This window comes from Paenibacillus sp. Pae15 (assembly GCF_024519685.1).
Lineage (GTDB): Bacteria > Bacillota > Bacilli > Paenibacillales > NBRC-103111 > Paenibacillus_G > Paenibacillus_G naphthalenovorans.
Genome location: NZ_JALJRM010000015.1, coordinates 20,559 through 39,006 on the forward strand (window position 1 = coordinate 20,559; position 18,448 = coordinate 39,006).

Sequence of the window (18,448 nt, forward strand, 5' to 3'; positions counted from 1 at the left end):
CGATGCGAACAGGTCATATCATTTATCCTTACGAGCCGTGGACGATCACGGAAAGCTCTTTCGATACGGAGACGAATCAACGGGACGAGACGGTGTTTGCCGTCGGTAACGGATATATCGGCATGAGAGGCAACTTCGAGGAGGGCTACGACGGTCCGAAGGGGACCTCGCTTCACGGCACCTACTTGAACGGATTTTATGATTCCTCCCCGATCGCTTACAGCAAGGGGCGCCAGTACGGCTTTGCGAAATACCATCAGACCATGCTGAACGTGACGGACGGCAAAATCATCGAGCTTTATGTGGACGGACAAAAATTCAGCCTGTTTACAGGCAAGCATGAGCAGTATGAACGTAAACTGGATATGCGCAAGGGCACGATGACCCGTACGGTCGTATGGGAAACCGCCGCCGGCAAACGAGTCCGGATTCGGACGGAACGGTTCGCTTCCTTCACGAATAAGCATCTCGCGGTGATCCGCTATGAAGTGACGCCGCTTAATTTTTCCGGGGAGCTTCTGCTCGTTTCGGCGATCAACGGGGAGGTGACGAACCAGATCGCCTCCGGGGACCCGCGTGCCGGCTCGGCCTTCGGCGGACAAGTGCTGCAGACGAAGGAATCGTATGAGAACCATACGTTCGCGGCTCTGCTGCAGCAGACGCAGATGACGAGGTTCTCGCTTGTTTGCGGTGTTGAGCATCAATTGAGCCATCCGTACCGGCTGGATACCCGGCTGGAAGGGCAGCGGCTGGAGAAGCGGTTCCGCGTGGCGGCGGAGGCCAACGAGACGGTCGTGCTGGAAAAGTATATCACGTACTATTCCTCCAAGGATTACCCGGAAGCGGAGCTGCTGGAGAAGGCGACCCGGGAACTGGAGGATGCCAAGAAGGCCAAATTCGACGCGATCGCCCAAGCGCACCGCGAGGTTTTGGATGCGTTCTGGAAAACGGCCGATATCCTCGTAGAAGGCGACGAGGCGCTGCAGCAGGCGCTTCGCTTCAACGCTTTCCACCTGCTGCAGTCGGTAGGCCGCGACGGCAGGACGAATATCGGCGCGAAGGGGATCACCGGCGAAGGCTATGACGGCCATTACTTCTGGGATACCGAGACGTATATCCTGCCGTTCTTCCTGTACACGAAGCCGGACATCGCCAAGCAGCTGCTGCGCTACCGGCATCATATATTGCCGAAGGCCAAAGATCGCGCCGCGGAAATGTCCCAGGCCGGAGCGCTTTACGCTTGGCGCACCATCGACGGCGAGGAGACATCGGCCTACTATGCGGCAAGCACCGCCCAGTATCATATTAATGCGGACATCGCCTATGCGCTCAAGAAGTATGTGGAAGCGACCGGCGACTTGGAATTTTTATATCACGAAGGGGCCGAAATGCTGTTCGAAACGTCGCGCTTCTTTGCGGATGCGGGCGATTGGATCGAAGGACGCGGCTTCTGCATCAACGGCGTAACCGGCCCGGATGAATACACGACCGTCATTGACAATAACACGTACACCAATGTTATGGTGAAGGACCAACTGGAATATGCCGTGAAGGTAGCGGCGGAACTGCGTGCGCAGCAGCCGGAACGCTGGACCCAACTACAGCAGGCGATGGGGCTCACGGAAGAAGAAGTGGCAGGCTGGGCCAAGGCCGCCGAGCATATGTACGTGCACCGGGACAAGGGACTGATCGGGCAGGACGATACCTTCCTGACCAAAGCGAAATGGGATTTCGCAGGCACGCCGAAAGAAAACTATCCATTAATGCTGCATTATCATGCGCTCGTGATCAACCGGCACCAGGTGCTGAAGCAGGCCGACCTGGTGATGGCCTTGTTCCTCCAGGGGAACCGGTTCACGACTTGGGAGAAGCAGCGGAATTACAAGTACTACGAGCCGTTAACGACACACGATTCGTCGCTGTCCGCTTGCATTCACGGCATTGTGGGCGCTGAGCTCGGGTATGTGGACGAAGCGTACGATTACTTCATGCAGACGGCGCGGGTCGATCTGGACGATTACCACTTGAACGCGAAGGACGGTATTCATACCGCTTCGATGGCCGGAAGCTGGTTAATGATCGTCAACGGTTTTGCCGGCATGAGACAATATGACGGAGAGCTGTATTTTGAACCAGTCATTCCGCCGAATTGGCCAAGCTACACGTTTCGCATGGTGTACCGCGGAAGCGTGCTGGCCATTAGCGTCCGGAAAGACCAAACGACCTACGAGCTGGTCGATGGCGTCCCTCTGACGATCCGCCACTTGGGGAAATCGGTGCGTGTGGATCGGAAGGTTTCCTTGCCTAACCGGCAGCTGGAAGCCGTTATTTTCGATCTAGACGGTGTGCTGACCGATACGGCGGAGTTCCACTACCAAGCCTGGAAAGAGCTCGCCGATGAGCTTGGCATTCCGTTCGACCGGACGTATAACGAGAAGCTGAAGGGCGTCGACCGGAAAGCGTCGCTCGAGCTGATCCTGCAGCAAGCGAACCGCACGTTCTCCGAGACGGAGAAGGAACAGTTCATGGCCCGCAAAAACAGCCGGTACCAGGAGCTCATCCGCACGATCCGGCCGGAGCACCTGCTGCCGGGCATCCCCCGGCTGCTTGCGGAATTGAAGAGCAACGGGATCAAGATGGCGGTCGCTTCGGCAAGCCGGAACGCGCAGACCATCCTGCAAGCTCTGGCCATCACGGATTATTTCGACCACATCGTCGATGCCGGGGCATTGGAACGCGGCAAGCCTGATCCCGAAGTATTCCTGAAAGCCGCCGAGGCGCTCGGGGTGCGGCCGAAGAACTGCATCGGCATCGAGGACGCCTTCTCGGGCCTTGAAGCTGTGAATGCGGCGAATATGGTATCCGTCGGCGTCGGCCATCCCGAGACGCTGGCTATTGCGGATACGGTGGTCGCCTCCACCGAGCAGCTCACCTGGAGCCGGTTGAAAGAAATTTACGAAACAAGCGCTTAAGCCGCGCTCCCCAGCAGGGCTTAGGGCAATCCCATACAAAAACGGACATTTTGAGCCTCCACACTGGAGGCTCTTTTTTATAGGGCCAGTCCGTTAGCTTATTTAACGGACTAAGTAGTAAAGGACAATAACAATCCGGCACTCGATAAACGTACAAGAGCAGCTCATTGGATATACCGTTGATGAAATCATATAATGATAGAAAACATAGTCCCGCCAACCCCCGCGTTTCCCCCGAGAAATGCATCGTCAGAGCTGCGGCGTTTGCCGTTCGGACATATGGAAAAAGGAGTGAATGGACGCTATGATTGAACACATACGCATGAATAATGTGCAGCGTTTTACCGGATACGGCACGCTCTACGATGAGAATCGGCCCACGGCCCCCCAAGAGGTCGTCAAGCTGGTGACCACGTACTTGCGCCACAAGCCGCAAACGGTAGTGGACGTGGGCTGCGGCACAGGCCTTTCTACTTTTTTATGGTTGAATGAGGTGGAGCGCGTCATCGGCGTTGAACCGAGCGACGATATGCGAGCGGTAGCTTTGGCCAAATGGGAAGCGATTGGCAAACCGGACAAGCTGCAATTTGTCAAGGGATTTTCCCATCAATTGGCATTGCCTTCAGCATCCGCCGACATCGTCACCTGCTCGCAATCGTTTCATTGGATGGAACCGCAAAGCACACTCCGCGAGTTCGCCCGCGTGCTCCGTCCGGGCGGTGTGTTCGCCGCTTACGATTGCGACTGGCCCCCGGCGTTCGACTGGAAGATCGAAGAGCAGTACTTGAGGCTCGCTGCCCTGGGCGATGCACGTATGGCGGAGTTGGCGCCGGATGAGCAGCAAGCGCGCAAATGGAACAAAAATGAGCATCTGCAGCGCATTCGCGAGTCGGGCTTATTCCGATATTCCAGGGAAATCGTCTTTCATCATTGGGAAATGTGCGATGCCGCCCGCTACGCGAATATCGCCTTTAGCCTGGGCGGCCTGCAAACCGCTTTAAAGCTGGGCGCGGACGAGCTGCATGCGGAGGTTGCCGCATTCCGCGAGCTGGTGGCGCAGGCGTTTGCCGACGAAGAACGGCCGGTTTTATTCTGTTACCGGATGCGACTGGGCATTGTGTAGCGCACGCAGCCGGACACCCGCTGAGCGGGGGTGACGGGCATCGCACTGAATCCCGCCAATTCATCTATATCCGATCCTATTTCCTTCATCTGACAAAGACCGCGGGCAGCTTGACTCCGCTTGTCTCCGCGGTCTCTTTTCTCTGTTTGAACTTTTATCTCCCATCATGCCGGGGGGTGTTCCGCTGAGTTTGCTGCAGTCTCGAACCGCAGCCCCAGACTGACGAATGCCGCGATCAAGATGATACCCGCGGACATGCAGTATACAGGGACGAGGGTAAAAGTCTTCATCAGGAATCCTGCCATCGCCGAACCGGCCACTATGCCTGCCATGAGCAGCGGCGTAATCGCTCCGTTCACGCGTCCGATGTAGGCTTCCTCCACCATTTTTATCATGAGCGCACCGAGAACAGTTTGCATGAACGCCATCATGACGCCGACCAGGAAGCGCATCGCTGCGGTGAGCGGCACCCACACGGATAAGGCTTCGATCACGATCGACAGCGACAGAAACGCGATCCCGGTAAACGCAACGCCCCGCGGGTTCAGCTTCGTGCCGCCGACCGCCGCAGCCGCGCCGCCGATCAGCATTCCCGCACCGGATAGTGCATAGAACCACTGGATGTTCTCTTTATCCAGTCCCAGCCGTTCCGTTACGATGTAGATGTCCAGCGGCTGGATAATGCCTGAGCCGAGCCCGATGCAGGCAAACATCAGTGCAATGACGACCAGATTACGGCTGCCGCGGACATAGCGGATCCCCTCCTTGATGTCCTCCAGGATCGGTACGGTCCGGCGCTCCGGATTGCGCGGGGAAGGCGGAAGCGCGAGCTGGATCGCGGCGGCCGCGAGGAACAGACCGATCAGTATGACAAGCGAATTCGTGATGCCCAGCAGCGAATAGAGGAGCGTGCCGATGATCGGCCCGACGATGATGAACAGCGACATGAGACTTTGGGTAATGCCGATCGCCGCCCCCACCAGTTCCTCCGGCACATGCCGTTTGAACATGATGGCCGAAGAGGGTTGGGAGAATTGGCTGACGATGGCCGACACGATCGTTGCCGCGAATACGGCCTGCCAGGAGCCCGCGAGCACGAACAATAAAATGGCCGCTACCGATAGTGCGCTTAGCAGATCGCCGGCGATCATGGTTCGCTTCGGATTCCACCGGTCGGCGAAGGCGCCCCCGATGAACGAGAACAGGAAGATCGGCGCATACTCGAATACCGTAAGCAGCGATACCGCCACGGGATCATTGTTCGTTTGTTCCATGACATAGAAGAGCAGTGCGATATTGCGCACCCAGATCGCAAGCTGCTGCATCAGATCGGCAAGCGCGACGATGCGGAACACGCGGTTCTGAAATAAAGTTGTCATTTTTATCTCTCCCTTGCCTGAACAGATTAAACTGACCGTCCGGTCTAATGAAAGGGTAAAAAAAATTAGCGGTTCTCTATTCCCTTCAGCAGGACGTCAACCGCAGTCCGGTATAACGCGCAAAGCCGTTCGGGCTCATATTCGTAATAAGCGACGCTGATTCCGCCAAGCAGGCCGAACAGGATAAACGTCAGGTCTTCCAGCGGAGCCGGCTTGAATTCCCCGCTCCGGATCCCCTCTTCCAGCAGCTGTTGGAATACCGGATAATGCATCCGCGTAATCTCGATCAGCTTCGCTTTGATCTCCGGGTCTCCGCCTTCGCTGCCCGAGAATTCCTCGGCAGCCTTCAGCAGCGGATTTTGGAAATCGTCGGCGTAATGCTCGGCCAATCGGTACAGTTTCTCTGTGGCCGTCGCGAGCGGCGCCTCCAGCTCCCGCCACTTGTCGAGCCATTCCTGAATCGACAGTTCAAGAATATAAAGGAACAACGCCTCCTTGCTCTTGAAGTGGTAATAGATGCTGCCCTTGCTGGTTTCCGACACATGCCGGATCTCTTCCATCGTCGTGGCGGCGTATCCTTTCTGCTCGAACAGGACCTTGGCCCTGCTTGCGATTTTCCGCTTCGTTTGTTCTCCGTGATCCGTGGATCTCGGCATATCGTTCACCTCAGATATTAAACTGACCATCCGGTCTAATATAGATATAACCAGATCTGCGGGAAAAAAACAAGGGGCTGTGTGGAGGATGAGGTTCCTTTCTGTACCGGATTCCGCCGCATACAAATGATTTCCTTGGGTATAGTAACCATTATGAAATGAGCAGAGTACGGGTTCAGTTTGCCCAATTGCCTTTAGTCTTGGGGGGGATACAACGTGGGAACGGTCGATTGGAGCCGCGGCTTAACGGAAATGACGCTGGCTTTTCATATTTTGTTTGCGACGGTCGGGGTGGGCGTTCCGGTTTTCATTTCCATGGCCGAATGGATAGGTATTCGGAAGAAGGACGTACATTATTCGCTCATGGCCCGAAGATGGGCCCGGGGCTTTGTGATCACGGTGGCCGTCGGTGTCGTCACCGGGACATGCATTGGTCTTCAGCTCAGTTTGCTGTGGCCGGAATTTATGAGATTGGCAGGCAATGTGATTGGTTTGCCGTTGTTTATGGAGACGTTCGCGTTTTTCTTCGAGGCGATATTTCTCGGCATCTATCTCTACACCTGGGACCGATTCTCCAATCCTTATATACACTGGCTGCTCACCCTTCCGATCATCATCGGTTCATCCGGTTCCGCGCTGTTTATTACGACCGTCAATGCGTTTATGAATACGCCGCAAGGATTCACCTTTGAAAACGGGAAGTTGACGAACATTGATCCGCTGGCAGCCATGTTCAATCCAGCCGCTCCGTCAAAGGTGGCGCACGTATTGTCATCCGCTTACCTAACCGCCGCTTTTCTTTTGGCCATGATTGCCGCCTTCGCCATGCTCAGGGGACGAAAGGACGATTATTACCGCAAATCGATTCGCCTGAATATGACTGCCGGCCTTATCCTGGCCGTCGTAACGATTGGAATCGGGGACATCTCCGCCCGGTTTCTGGCCGCGGAGCAGCCGGAGAAGCTCGCTGCTGCCGAGTGGCATTTTGAGAGCGGCAGCAGAGCTCCCCTGATCATCGGAGGCCGATTGAACCCGGCAACGCAAGAGGTGACCGGGGCCATTGAAATCCCTTGGGCGCTCAGTCTGCTCGCAACCCACCATCCTGACGGCCTGGTTGTCGGTTTAAATGAATTTCCAAAAGACGAATGGCCTCCGCTCTATGTCCATTATTTGTTTGATGCCATGGTCGGTATCGGATTTTATTTGCTGGCCGTTCCCGTCCTTTTTCTTGCGCTGTTATGGCTGAAACGGAGGAATGCTTACAATCGCTGGATACTGGTCGGCATTTTAGCTGGAGGTCCGCTATCCTTGCTTGCCATCGAACTCGGATGGTTTTATGCGGAGGTTGGAAGACAGCCATGGATCATGCGGGGATATATGCGCGTATCCGATGCGGCGACCACGAACGCTCACGTTAGCGTTGCATTTTGGCTATTTGCCGGCTTGTATGCCGTGCTGGGTATCGTGTGCCTGTTCGTGCTGGCCCGGTTGTTCCGCAACAAACCGGCCGAGATGGAACTGGAAACACGCCGCATCATCTTGTGAGGAGGTCACAGACATGTCGATCGAACAGCTTGGCATCACCATTCTCTGGAGCTTTCTGTATGGCTACCTGATTGTGGGTTCCATTGATTTTGGGGCGGGATTCTACGCTTATTACAGCCGGGTGAGCGGTGTGGAATCGGTCATCGGGCCCGTGATTTCCAGGTACTTATCCCCGGTCTGGGAAGTGACCAACGTTTTTTTTGTGTTTTTTTTCGTCGGTATCGTCGGCTTCTTTCCGGAAACGGCATTTTATTATGGGACGGCGTTGCTCATTCCCGGCAGCATTGCGCTCATTTTGCTCGCCATTCGGGGGTCGTTCTACGCATTTGCGAATTATGGCGCAAAGAAAAATTCCTTCTACCTGCTCGCTTACGGAGCCACAGGGCTGCTCATACCCGCCTCTTTATCCACGGTGTTCACCATCTCGGAGGGAGGCTTTTTGACCGTTCAGGGAAACCATGTCACCTTGCTGCTGGAGGAGCTGTTTTACAGTGCGTACTCCTGGGCGGTTGTGCTGCTCGCCATGTCAAGCGTGTTGTTCATCAGTTCGACGTTTTTGACCTATTACGCGGCTCGCGCGGAAGATGCGGGAGCGCTCGAACAGATGCGCCGGTTTGCCTTGTGGGGCGGCATTCCGACGATCATTTCCAGCCTGTTTGTCTTTATTGCCCTTCGGAATCATAACCTGGAGCATTTTCAGCGCACGCTGGACGTGTGGTGGCTGTTCGGGCTCTCGCTCATCAGCTTTGCGATTGCGGTTTGGCTGATTTGGCAAAGAAGATACTATGGCGTCGCTTTTGTGATGGTCATGCTGCAGTTCGCCTTCGCTTTTTTCGGTTACGGCATTTCCCATCTTCCTTATTTGCTCTACCCTTATTTGACGCTGTATGGCGGCGTGACGAACCCGGCCATGGGGCGCGCGCTGGTCGTGGCATTTGCTGCCGGTTTTGTCCTGCTTGTCCCGTCGCTCGTTCTGCTGCTTAGGCTGTTTTTGTTCAATGCCCGATATGTGAAGGGGGAGTCGCCGTGAATGTGTTTGATCGTCAGGATAAATGGCTGATGCGCCTCTGCTTTGGCATCGCCTTTCTGCTCCTGCTGTCCATCGTAAGACATTTTGTATAGCCGCATAGGTTGGGACAAATGATCCGAACACTGGGAAAACGAAATCGTTTGATCAGGAAAAATCAATGGTAAATTATGTTCAACATGGAGAAACGAAATTATTGACGGTTGACTTTATGCTTTTATTAAACGAATCCCATAATAAGACGGGTCCTTTTACAATAAAATGAATATAACCAACAAAAAGTTGCCGGATTTTATTAATGAGGATCATAAAGAAATTTCCATACTTCGCGGCAGAAAGATAACGCTAGATCAAAAGGAAAGACATGGATACGGGGCTGGAACATTTGAAATCCCAAACGATTGAGATTTCTGCGGCGGATCGCAATCGCGGTAAAAGGGCGCACATTCTGGGATACTATGTGGAACCCGATCATCCCGCCTTGACCGGACTTTGCCAACCGACCGTCGAACCAAGGCACGAAGCGTCGAGAAGCATGGTGGAGCGATTGGTCCGGGAAGGCTATCAAATCACTTGGGAGCAAGTGAAAAAATATGCCCATACCCTATGTAGACGCTGTCGCCGCGATTGAAGCCATCCTTGCGGCAGGCGGTGTTCCGGTATTGCCCATGGGGGATCTTTTGCGCTGACTTTTTCGCTGCGATATCGAGCTTCGGATTACGCCGTCGTTAATCCCGCTGCAAAACGCTGTTCTTGAATCAACCGTAAATTTCTCCATGATTCGAATGAGGAATGCAAAAACGTCGCCTAAAGCTTAATCAGCTTGCTTACCGGCCGAGTGAAACGCAGGCATCACGCCCTGTTTTTCCTCGGCTTATTTATTCATTTAACGGTAAAATGAACCCGAGCATCCCGCAGCATCATATCGACCTCGTCATGATCACTCCAATAGATTTCGCACCGGATATGCGTGTGATGCTGTCTAATGCAAGTTAAATGATATCGTTTCCAATCATTTGTCAGCCTGAATGCTGGAGACCATACGCTATTTTTGATATCGTAATTTCCCTCTCCCAGCGGATGCAGTTCATGAATGCATAAGTGGATTTCGCGGCCGATGTCTTTGCGGGTTTTCAGATAAGCTTCAAATGTTACGTCTAATCTGGCCCAATCGCTGGCCCACATCATCACCAGGTCGAAATATACACTCGGACTGGCAAATGTCTTTTCCGCATCATTAGCCGCGCAGTACAAGCTTGAAGCGTAATGGGGATCCGCATGAAAATACACGGCTTTATGGGTTGATCTGTGCCTCAGCGAGCAATAATCGGGAAACGGCAATATTTCAGCATACTTTATATCGGGAACAAGCGGTTCAACTTGAGTGAAATCCACGTAAGTATGACGTATTAACAGATCGTCTTCCGCTTTGTCAAACCAGTATATTTCAAATCTCAGGAACGTATCATCCCTTTGTTTTTCATATTTTATTGAATGTTCCGACCAATCTTCACCGGCAACCTTGTTTTCGGCCGTGCCATTGACATACTCCCCCTGAGTTAATTCATGAATGGCGAGCTGCAAGGTGCGATTGGGAATCGTTGATTTCATCGTCACTGTAAACGTACATGAGGACCTTGCCGGAATATCATGCACATCTTTGATAATGCTTGGATTATCAAGTCTCCCATCCTTGTTGTTTACAGCCAGCGCATTAACCTTATTTTCAACTTCTTTTATTGCATAATTAGGGCATCTGTCAAAAGTAAAGTTCCCGTATGCAGGAGCTTCATCCGTTGCCTTAAATTTAAAATCGCCGTTTAAATTAATCCATTGCACATATCGCTGATGTTCGAGTTCCTTTCTGTGGTTAACAAGCTTTTTGTAAGTTTCAAAATCGGGATGTAAACTATGATCCATATAGTTGTTGTTCCGATCTAGGCTTTTGGCATATTTGTGCTCATAAAATTTTTTGGTTTTCTCCAGAAAGTATACCATTGATCTTAAAATGAATAATTGACCGGTATAGTCCCCGCATCTTTTGCTTAATTCGGAATAAACGGCTATCTGCAGCGTCACTGCAGCGACCATTACAGGATGTACATGGTCTGTATAAAAGTCCATGTTTTCTTCAAAAACTTGTTCGATTTCTCTTGTCACTTCACCGATTTTGTTGATCAACTCGTTTAATTTTCTGCCGGTTACATCCGCTGCGTCGATACCTTCCAGATGTTTAATGATGATTTGAGAGTACTCTTCGTGGTACCAGTCAATTTTACCTTGATATTGATTTAACGAATGTTCAAGAATGTATGTTTTTATATTGTCACCCAGTTCATTAATGTAATTTCGGATTCTGTCGGATATCTCGTTGGTTTGTTTTATTTTTGCGTTATGTTCTAAAACAGCACCGATGATTTCTCCAGAAAGTTTAGTAATGATTTCATCTTTGTCCATCCATAGTCATCTCCTAATATTTGTTAAAACCAATCTCAGTATTCCCTTGTCAAAGAAGTGATATTCTTTATAGTTTGGCTCTGCAAAGATCGGTATGGTTAGCTGACGGAACGATACGTACAGACGGAATCCATTTGGCGAATGGGGAAAGACCAGATGGCATAACGTCCATTTATCAACGACCTGCAAAATGCGAGTTAAAATTCGATGCTTAACGAATCCGAGCCGCCACTCTGCTTGCGGTGCGAACGCAGCCCGGATAAAGAAGGCCTTTCACTGCGATGCGAGTCGGTTTAGGAATGAAAAGAGATGAAAAGAAGGGATAATGATGCAAGTCCGATTGACTTTATTAAATGATAATGATAATCTTTATCAATATAAGCTGTGTTCTTTGATAATCGAGGTGGTTTGTTTTGAAAACATTGGAAAAAATAGAAACCTTCCTTGTGCTTGCGCAATGCCGGTCGTTTATGGAGACGGCCAAGCGCCTTTATTGCTCGCAGCCGACCATCAGCAACCATATCCAGCAGTTGGAAGAGCAGTTCCAGTGCAAGCTGTTCCACCGATCGGGAAAAAACGTCCAATTAACGAGGCAGGGAGAAATTTTCCTGCAGTATGCCAAGCAGATCACGCAGTTGGTCGAAGAAGCAGCGGTCAAAATGAAGGATGCGGAAAGACAAGATATATTAGCCATCTACGTCAGCAGTTATATCGGGGCGTATTTTTTTTCGGACATTTTGAGCAGCTTTCACCAGGAATACCCGAAGCAGGCGCTGGAGGTGCATACCCACTGCTATACGGAGCTGAGAAGCGCGCTGCAACAGGGGCGGACGAATTTTGCATTGATGCCCGTCTACCCGGAAGATGATTACATTCATGCCAATTTTGACGTGCACGTATTGTTTCATGATGAGTTTCCTCTGGTTGTCCCTCCCAATCATCCGTTAACAGGCAGAAAGGTCGTATACTCCCGGGATCTGCGCAACGAGACGCTGCTGCTGCCGCGAAGTCATTATCTCCAGGAATATATTATTACCGAGCTTGAACGGCAGCGGGTCAAGGTGCGATTTTTGCAAATGAGCAATTTTGACATGATCAAGCAGGCCGTCAAATCGCATCTGGGCCTTGCTTTTCTGCCGTTTAAAGCCGTTGAAGCCGAAGTGGCCAAGGGCGAGCTTGCGTTCAAAAGCGTTGCCTCCCTGCCGATTAGGCGGAATAACGGCATTGTGATCCGCAAACAGACCCCCCTTACTGAAACGGAATTTACGTTTTGTCATGAGGTCAAGCGATATTTCGGCGTTCAGTAAAAGAGACGCGCGCTCCGGATCGAATAAACATTCGGGTACGATTCGTCCGGAGCCGACGCTATCGTTAAAGCGGGAACCGCCGCTCATGACCGGAGAGAGAACCGGGCCTAGCGTGGTCTGTTAGAGCAGCAGAGGGGCGGTAGAGTGACCCAATCATAGGCGATAGAGAAGGAAGGCGGAACGTTTACGGGCCGCCTTTGAGGCCGTGCCATTACGGCTTCATACATTTATGGAAATACAAGCTTAAGAGCGGTCGGAATCCGTATCTTTTGCTCTTGGTGCACAAGGTGTGAGTTTGGACAAAGGCTTGGCCGGCGGTCAGGTTTTCTTGTCGTTTAGGAAATTTGTCATCGTCGGATTGTAATGAAGCCTTGGGGTTCGAGCGACCGCCCCGCAGCGCCGATACGCGCGCCTGGGGCTCCGTTTTGGAATCATTGATGAGCTAGATGCCCCTTGGTTGTTCGACACACTTTTCTTTGAAGCCCCGCCGCTTTCTGCCGTCGATCTGATTCGTTTTTTTAATCGATGTATTGAAAAAAATAATACGAGTGGCTGAGGACCATAAACGACGTGATAATTCGATTCAACCCCTTTTTAGTTGATATTGATATTCATTATCACTTGATCTATGATGATTTTGTTATCGCCCATACATCATTATTTATAAAAATACAGGAGGGTTCGCTGCATGTTATCTCGTCGTCACTTCATACGTCCGGTCATGGCCGGTCTTGTTGCGCTGTCCGTGCTTATGGCCGGATGCCAATCCAAGACGGCTGAATCTGTTGATCCGAAGGGGGCTGAGGCCAAGCCCGTCGAGCAGAGCATTCCCGAATTGAAAATCGCCGTACCGGGCGATGTCGGTCCGCTCAATTTGTATTTGAGCTCAGGCAATGAGAGTTTGCTGGAGCTGGTGTATGACAAGCTGTTCGCGCCTTCGCCGTTCGTCAAGGAACCGCAGCCGTGGCTGGCCGAATCGGCCACACAGGTGGACGACCTCAACTGGGTCGTGAAGCTGCGTTCCGGCATCAAGTGGCATGACGGTCAGCCTTTTACGGCCGAAGATGTTAAGTTCACGTTTGAGTATTACCGGGACGGTCCGTCCAACCGCTACACTCATCATGTCAGCGAGGTTCCCCGCGTGGAAAAGATCGAAGCGGAGGATGCCTCCACCGTGCGTTTCACCTGCGCCTACGCATGCCCGTCGCTGGCAAGCATCACGATGGCCGATTTGCCGATCCTCCCCAAGCATATTTGGGAAAAAGTCGAGAATCCGCGCAAATTTACGGAGCTGCCCGTCGGTACGGGCCCGTACAAGCTGACGGAGTACAAGCCGGATCAATATTATAAATTGGAGGCGAATCCGGATTATTTCAAGGGCCGTCCGCTCGTTGACTCGCTGGTCATGCCGATCATCAAAGATCCGACGGCGATGTTCAACGCGCTGCGTGCCGGTGAAGTAGACGCCGCTTCCCGGGGTGTGCCGCCGGAGCTGCTGGAATCGTTCAAAAAATTGCCGAATATGAAGGTCGCAGGCACGAAGGAGCTGTCGCTGACCGAGGTTCGCATCAACTTCGAAAAAGAGCCGTTTAACGAGCCGAAATTCAGAGAAGCGTTATCGCTGGCCGTTGACCGCAAGGCGATTACGGACACGGTCCTGCTCGGAGAAGGAAGGCCGGGTCTGCAGGGGTATCCGCATCCGGACTCGCCATGGACAAGCCCGACCCTGAGCACACCGTTTGATGCGGACAAAGCCAAAGCGGTGTTGGATCAGTTGAACTATGTGGACCGCAATGGAGACGGCGTTCGGGAAACGCCTGCGGGTCAGGCGCTTGATTTTTCGATCAAAGTCTCGTCGACGGAACCGGGCTGGATTCGTTCGGCCGAGCTGCTGAAGCAGCAGTTCGCCAATGTGGGCATCAAAACCACCGTTGAGGTGCTCGACTCGGCAACGATCGGAACGCTCGGACAATCGCGCAAATTCGACATGTATGTAGGCAGCATCGGACCGCACGGCGTGGCGGACCCGGACCAGTTCGTCATGTCGCATCGCTCGGGCTATCTATGGTCCAAAGGACTGGCATACCCTGAAATGGACGAGCTGACGAAAAAATGGATGGCCGAAGCCAATATCGACAAACGCAAAGAAATATCGTTTGAGATGCAGGCTCTGTTCAACCGTCAGCCTACCAGCCTCGTTCTGTATTACCCGACGGAAAATTACGCTTACCGCGCGGACAAGTTTGACCGCTGGGTGGAATCCCCCGGCTTCGGCATCATTCATAAATATTCTCTACTGCCGGAAGAAGCCCGGAAAGCGGCAGGGGTGACCAACTAAGGATGAGTGGTCTTATGGGAAACGATACCTCCTCAGGGAGAGCAATCGGGACATCCCACTCCCGCCGGTTCGGACGGAAATGCGTACAGTATATACTGGTTTTGTTTATTGCGTTAACCATCAATTTTGCGCTCCCCCGTCTGGCGCCGGGAGACCCGCTCATTTATTTCATGGGGCAGGAAGTCAACACATTGACGGCCGACCAGCGGCAGCGGATGAATCAAGAGCTTGGACTGGACCGGACGCTTTGGGAGCAGTATACCGATTTTATGGTCGGGGCGGTAAGCCTGGAGCTGGGCAGCTCCACGAAATTCGGCAAGCCGGTGAAGGACGTTTTGATGGAACGATTGCCGTGGACTCTTCTTCTGGTTTTGCCGGCGTTTGTACTCAGCGCGCTGATCGGCATGGCTTGCGGAGCGTATGCGGCCTGGAACCGCGGCAAACGGCGGGATGTCGCGCTGCTGACGTCGATGCTTGCTCTTGAATCGCTGCCTGGCTTCTGGCTCGGCATGCTGCTGATCGCCGTATTTGCGGTGAATCTCGGCTGGCTGCCCTCATACGGGGCCGTACCGCTGGTCCATAACGGCGGCGCCGATTATGTCATTGAAGTCATCCGGCGTCTTATTTTACCTGTAACTACGATTACGCTGGCAACGGTAGGCGCCAACTTCCTGCTGACCCGCTCCTCCATGCTCGATACGCTGGGGCAGGATTATATGTTTATGGCGGAAGCCAAAGGGGTCGGCCGGCGAAACCTGATTTACCGGCATGCGCTGCGCAACGCGCTGCTGCCGGTCTATACGCATGTGACGCTGGGTCTGGGCACCTTGGTTAGCGGCGCGGTGGTGGTGGAGACGGTTTTCTCCTATCCGGGGATCGGACGTCTGCTGTACGAAAGTGTGATCGCCCGGGATTTTCCGATGATGCAGGGAGTGTTCCTGCTGATCACCGTCGGTGTCATTGCAGCTAATTTGCTCGCCGATTTGACGTACCCGTTCATCGATCCCAGAGCCCGTTACTTCAAGCCTGGGGAGGGAACGGCATGAACAGAACATTATCAGGAAAGATCGGCGTGGCAGGCTTCATCCTGTTGGCACTTATTGTCGCGCTTGCTGTTTTTGGGCCTCTACTTACGCCTTACAGCGCGGACGAGCAAAGCGGTTCGCCGCTCCAGCCGCCCAGCCGGCAGCATCTGCTCGGCACCAACGACATGGGCCAGGATATTATGGCGGAGCTTGCGGAGGGCGCGCGGGTCTCGCTCACGGTAGGCATCGTATCGGCGCTGCTGGCCGTGCTGATCGGCGCGATCGCCGGACTTATCGCCGGATACGGTTCCGGCTGGCCGGATGCGCTGCTGATGAGAACGGTGGACGTCAGCCTGACGCTTCCGTATTTGCCGCTGATGATCGTGATCGGCGTGTATATGGGACCGAGCGTAATCACACAAATTTTGGTCATCACGCTCGTCATGTGGGCGGGCAAGGCCCGTGAAATTCGTGCGCAGGTGCTGTCGCTGCGAGGCAGAGGGCCGGTGCTGGCTACCAAAACCATGGGCGCCGGACATGCTTATGTTCTGCGCAGGCACATTTTTCCCGGGATCGTTCCGCTGCTCATTCCCCAATTCGTCAGGGCAGTCAATACTTCGATTCTGCTGGAATCTTCCTTAAGCTTTCTGGGGCTTGGCGATCCGCTGTCGAAAAGCTGGGGCAGCATCCTGTTCTACGCCAATGCGAGAAGCGCGTTTTTGACCGATGCCTGGATATGGTGGGTGCTTCCTCCCGGACTGTGCATCGTCGTTACGGTGCTTGCATTCTCCTTTATCGGTTATGTGATAGAGGAGAAGAACAGCCCCCGCTTGCGTTCGCTTCGGCGGGGAGTGTTTTCCGGCTTGGGGGACGGACCAAAGTCTCCGGCGCCAGCCGGCACCCGGACACATGCCGCAGCTTCGCTGCTGGAGGTGGACCGGCTGTCGGTCTCCTACCCGCAAGAAAAAGGCGTAGTCCATGCGATCGACACGGTGAGCTTTGCCATAAACCGGGGTGAAGTGGTGGGGCTTGTCGGCGAGTCGGGCAGCGGGAAGACGACGGTGGCGTCTTCCATCATGCAATTGCTGCAGGAGCCTGCGCTGCGGAACGGCTCGATCCGTTTTGACGGCATCGACTTGACCTCTTTGTCGCCAGGGGAAATGCGTACGCTTCGGGGAAAGCGCATTGCGCTCATTCCGCAGGCGGCGATGAACGCCCTGAATCCGGTCATGAACGTCCGGAGCCAGCTGGCCGAGGCGGTCACCGCTCATCATGCGATGGATAAGCAGAGGCTGCACGAACGGGTGGATCAGGTGCTGGAGCAGGTCGGACTGACGCCTGCCTGGGGAAGAGCTTATCCGCACGAGCTCAGCGGGGGGATGCGCCAACGGGTCGTCATTGCGATGGCGCTGATGAACGAGCCCGAGCTGATTATCGCCGACGAGCCTACCACGGGGCTGGATGTCAAGGTACAGGTCGACATCATCAGGCTGCTCGCCGATTTGCAGCAGCGGCTGGGCTTGTCCATGCTCATCATTTCACATGATTTGCCCGTTGTGCTGAAGCTGGCGGACCGCATTCTGATCATGAAGCAGGGGCACATCGTGGATCAGGGGCCGGCAGACGCCATTGCGGCTGCGCCGTCCCACCCGTACACGAGGCGTCTCATCGACGCCATCCCCCGGTTGCGCACGAAGCGGAGTGTTCCACAAGTCGTGCCATCTTCTTCTTAACGGAGGCTGAAGCGATGACGATACAAGACACTGGCAGCGCGGAGGTGCGCAGAGACGACCTGCTGCACGTAAGCGATTTGCACAAAGCCTATACGGCTCCGGGCGCCGCCTTTCGGCAGGAGGCGGTCGTCAAGGGCGTCAGCTTTTCCATTGCGGAAGGCGAAACGGTCGGCCTGGTCGGCGCCAGCGGTGTGGGTAAAAGCACCATCGGCCGGATGATCGCAGGTTTGGAGCAGCCGGACAGCGGCACGATAAAGGTAATGGGGCAGGACATCCTGGCTTTGAAGGGGAAAGCCAGAAGACAGGCGCTGCGGCCCATTCAAATGATCTTTCAGGACCCCTATGAATCGTTGTCTCCGCGTATGACGATCGAGCAGCTGGTATGCGAGCCGCTCGTCATTCAGAGACTATACTCCGGCGACAAGCGCGCCCGAAGAGAGCTGGTGCGGGAAGCGCTGGCGGAGGTATCGTTATCGCCGGACCGGTACATGGACCGGTACCCGCATGAATTGTCCGGCGGGGAGCGGCAGCGGGTCGGCCTGGCGCGGGCGTTCATCGTCCGCCCCCGGCTGATCGTGGCCGATGAGCCGACCTCGATGCTCGATCCGTCCCTGCGTCTCGATTTGCTGGACGTCATGAAGCGTTTGCGCCAGCGCCATGGGCTGTCGTATTTGTTTATCACCCACGATATCGCGCTGACGCGGCACTTCTGCGACCGGATGCTTGTGTTGGAGCAGGGCGTCATCGTCGAAAGCGGAAGCACCGATGCGGTCATCGACGACCCGCAGCATCCGTTTACGAAGCGCCTGATCGGGGCGCTGCTGGAGCTGACCGGCGTTTGACATGCCCGGCCCGGTATATGGATAACAGTAGAAAGGGGATCCAT

At 53.8% G+C, this 18,448-nt stretch carries 14 protein-coding genes; 11 read left to right on the forward strand and 3 right to left on the reverse strand.

Annotation, left to right across the window (positions count from 1 at the left end):
* Positions 1–2 precede the first annotated feature (2 nt).
* Together pgmB and NR121_RS13905 are read left to right on the forward strand one after the other, a co-directional pair.
* Positions 3–2,972, forward strand: coding sequence for a beta-phosphoglucomutase (gene pgmB, locus NR121_RS13900; RefSeq protein ID WP_054818619.1), 2,970 nt, complete (start codon positions 3–5; stop codon positions 2,970–2,972).
* A gap of 304 nt (positions 2,973–3,276) precedes the next feature.
* Positions 3,277–4,095 (forward strand): class I SAM-dependent methyltransferase, encoded by an 819-nt coding sequence (locus NR121_RS13905; RefSeq protein WP_256831341.1) that lies wholly within the window; start codon positions 3,277–3,279, stop codon positions 4,093–4,095.
* A 164-nt stretch (positions 4,096–4,259) separates the two neighbouring features.
* On the opposite strand, the gene NR121_RS13910 is transcribed toward NR121_RS13905, so the two are convergent.
* Both NR121_RS13910 and NR121_RS13915 read right to left on the reverse strand, forming a co-directional pair.
* On the reverse strand, positions 4,260–5,474 hold the full coding sequence (locus NR121_RS13910) for an MFS transporter (RefSeq protein ID WP_256831342.1): 1,215 nt from the start codon (positions 5,472–5,474) through the stop codon (positions 4,260–4,262).
* Positions 5,475–5,539: 65 nt separating this feature from the next.
* Positions 5,540–6,130, reverse strand: coding sequence for a TetR/AcrR family transcriptional regulator (locus NR121_RS13915; RefSeq protein WP_054818650.1), 591 nt, complete (start codon positions 6,128–6,130; stop codon positions 5,540–5,542).
* Positions 6,131–6,346: 216 nt separating this feature from the next.
* Here NR121_RS13915 and NR121_RS13920 point away from each other — a divergent pair, with 216 nt between their 5' ends.
* The 4 genes from NR121_RS13920 (at position 6,347) to NR121_RS25330 (ending at position 9,520) form a co-directional block, all read left to right on the forward strand.
* The gene (locus NR121_RS13920; RefSeq protein WP_074729459.1) at positions 6,347–7,675 is read left to right on the forward strand and encodes a cytochrome ubiquinol oxidase subunit I; all 1,329 of its coding nucleotides are present in this window, start codon (positions 6,347–6,349) and stop codon (positions 7,673–7,675) included.
* 13 nt (positions 7,676–7,688) lie between these two features.
* Entirely contained in the window at positions 7,689–8,705 is a 1,017-nt protein-coding gene (locus tag NR121_RS13925; RefSeq protein WP_062410443.1) for a cytochrome d ubiquinol oxidase subunit II, read from the forward strand.
* A gap of 361 nt (positions 8,706–9,066) precedes the next feature.
* Positions 9,067–9,333 carry a hypothetical protein gene (locus NR121_RS13930; protein ID WP_054818620.1) on the forward strand — a complete coding sequence of 89 codons (267 nt, stop codon included), beginning with the start codon at positions 9,067–9,069 and terminating at the stop codon, positions 9,331–9,333.
* Between the two features lie 73 nt (positions 9,334–9,406).
* Positions 9,407–9,520, forward strand: a complete 114-nt coding sequence (locus NR121_RS25330; protein WP_335338491.1) for a DUF6886 family protein — start codon at positions 9,407–9,409, stop codon at positions 9,518–9,520.
* Positions 9,521–9,584: 64 nt separating this feature from the next.
* Here NR121_RS25330 and NR121_RS13935 read toward each other — a convergent pair whose 3' ends face one another.
* The gene (locus tag NR121_RS13935; protein ID WP_256831343.1) at positions 9,585–11,159 is read right to left on the reverse strand and encodes a hypothetical protein; all 1,575 of its coding nucleotides are present in this window, start codon (positions 11,157–11,159) and stop codon (positions 9,585–9,587) included.
* A 413-nt stretch (positions 11,160–11,572) separates the two neighbouring features.
* Here NR121_RS13935 and NR121_RS13940 point away from each other — a divergent pair, with 413 nt between their 5' ends.
* From NR121_RS13940 to NR121_RS13960, 5 genes are all read left to right on the forward strand, one after another.
* On the forward strand, positions 11,573–12,466 hold the full coding sequence (locus NR121_RS13940) for a LysR family transcriptional regulator (RefSeq protein WP_062410445.1): 894 nt from the start codon (positions 11,573–11,575) through the stop codon (positions 12,464–12,466).
* A gap of 688 nt (positions 12,467–13,154) precedes the next feature.
* A complete protein-coding gene (locus NR121_RS13945) occupies positions 13,155–14,804 on the forward strand; it encodes an ABC transporter substrate-binding protein (RefSeq protein WP_062410446.1) in 1,650 nt (549 codons plus the stop codon).
* A 14-nt stretch (positions 14,805–14,818) separates the two neighbouring features.
* Positions 14,819–15,850, forward strand: coding sequence for an ABC transporter permease (locus tag NR121_RS13950; protein WP_062410447.1), 1,032 nt, complete (start codon positions 14,819–14,821; stop codon positions 15,848–15,850).
* A complete protein-coding gene (locus NR121_RS13955; protein WP_256831344.1) occupies positions 15,847–17,562 on the forward strand; it encodes a dipeptide/oligopeptide/nickel ABC transporter permease/ATP-binding protein in 1,716 nt (571 codons plus the stop codon). Before NR121_RS13950 ends, NR121_RS13955 begins: the two co-directional genes overlap by 4 nt.
* A gap of 14 nt (positions 17,563–17,576) precedes the next feature.
* The gene (locus NR121_RS13960) at positions 17,577–18,404 is read left to right on the forward strand and encodes an ABC transporter ATP-binding protein (RefSeq protein ID WP_054818623.1); all 828 of its coding nucleotides are present in this window, start codon (positions 17,577–17,579) and stop codon (positions 18,402–18,404) included.
* Positions 18,405–18,448: the final 44 nt, after the last annotated feature.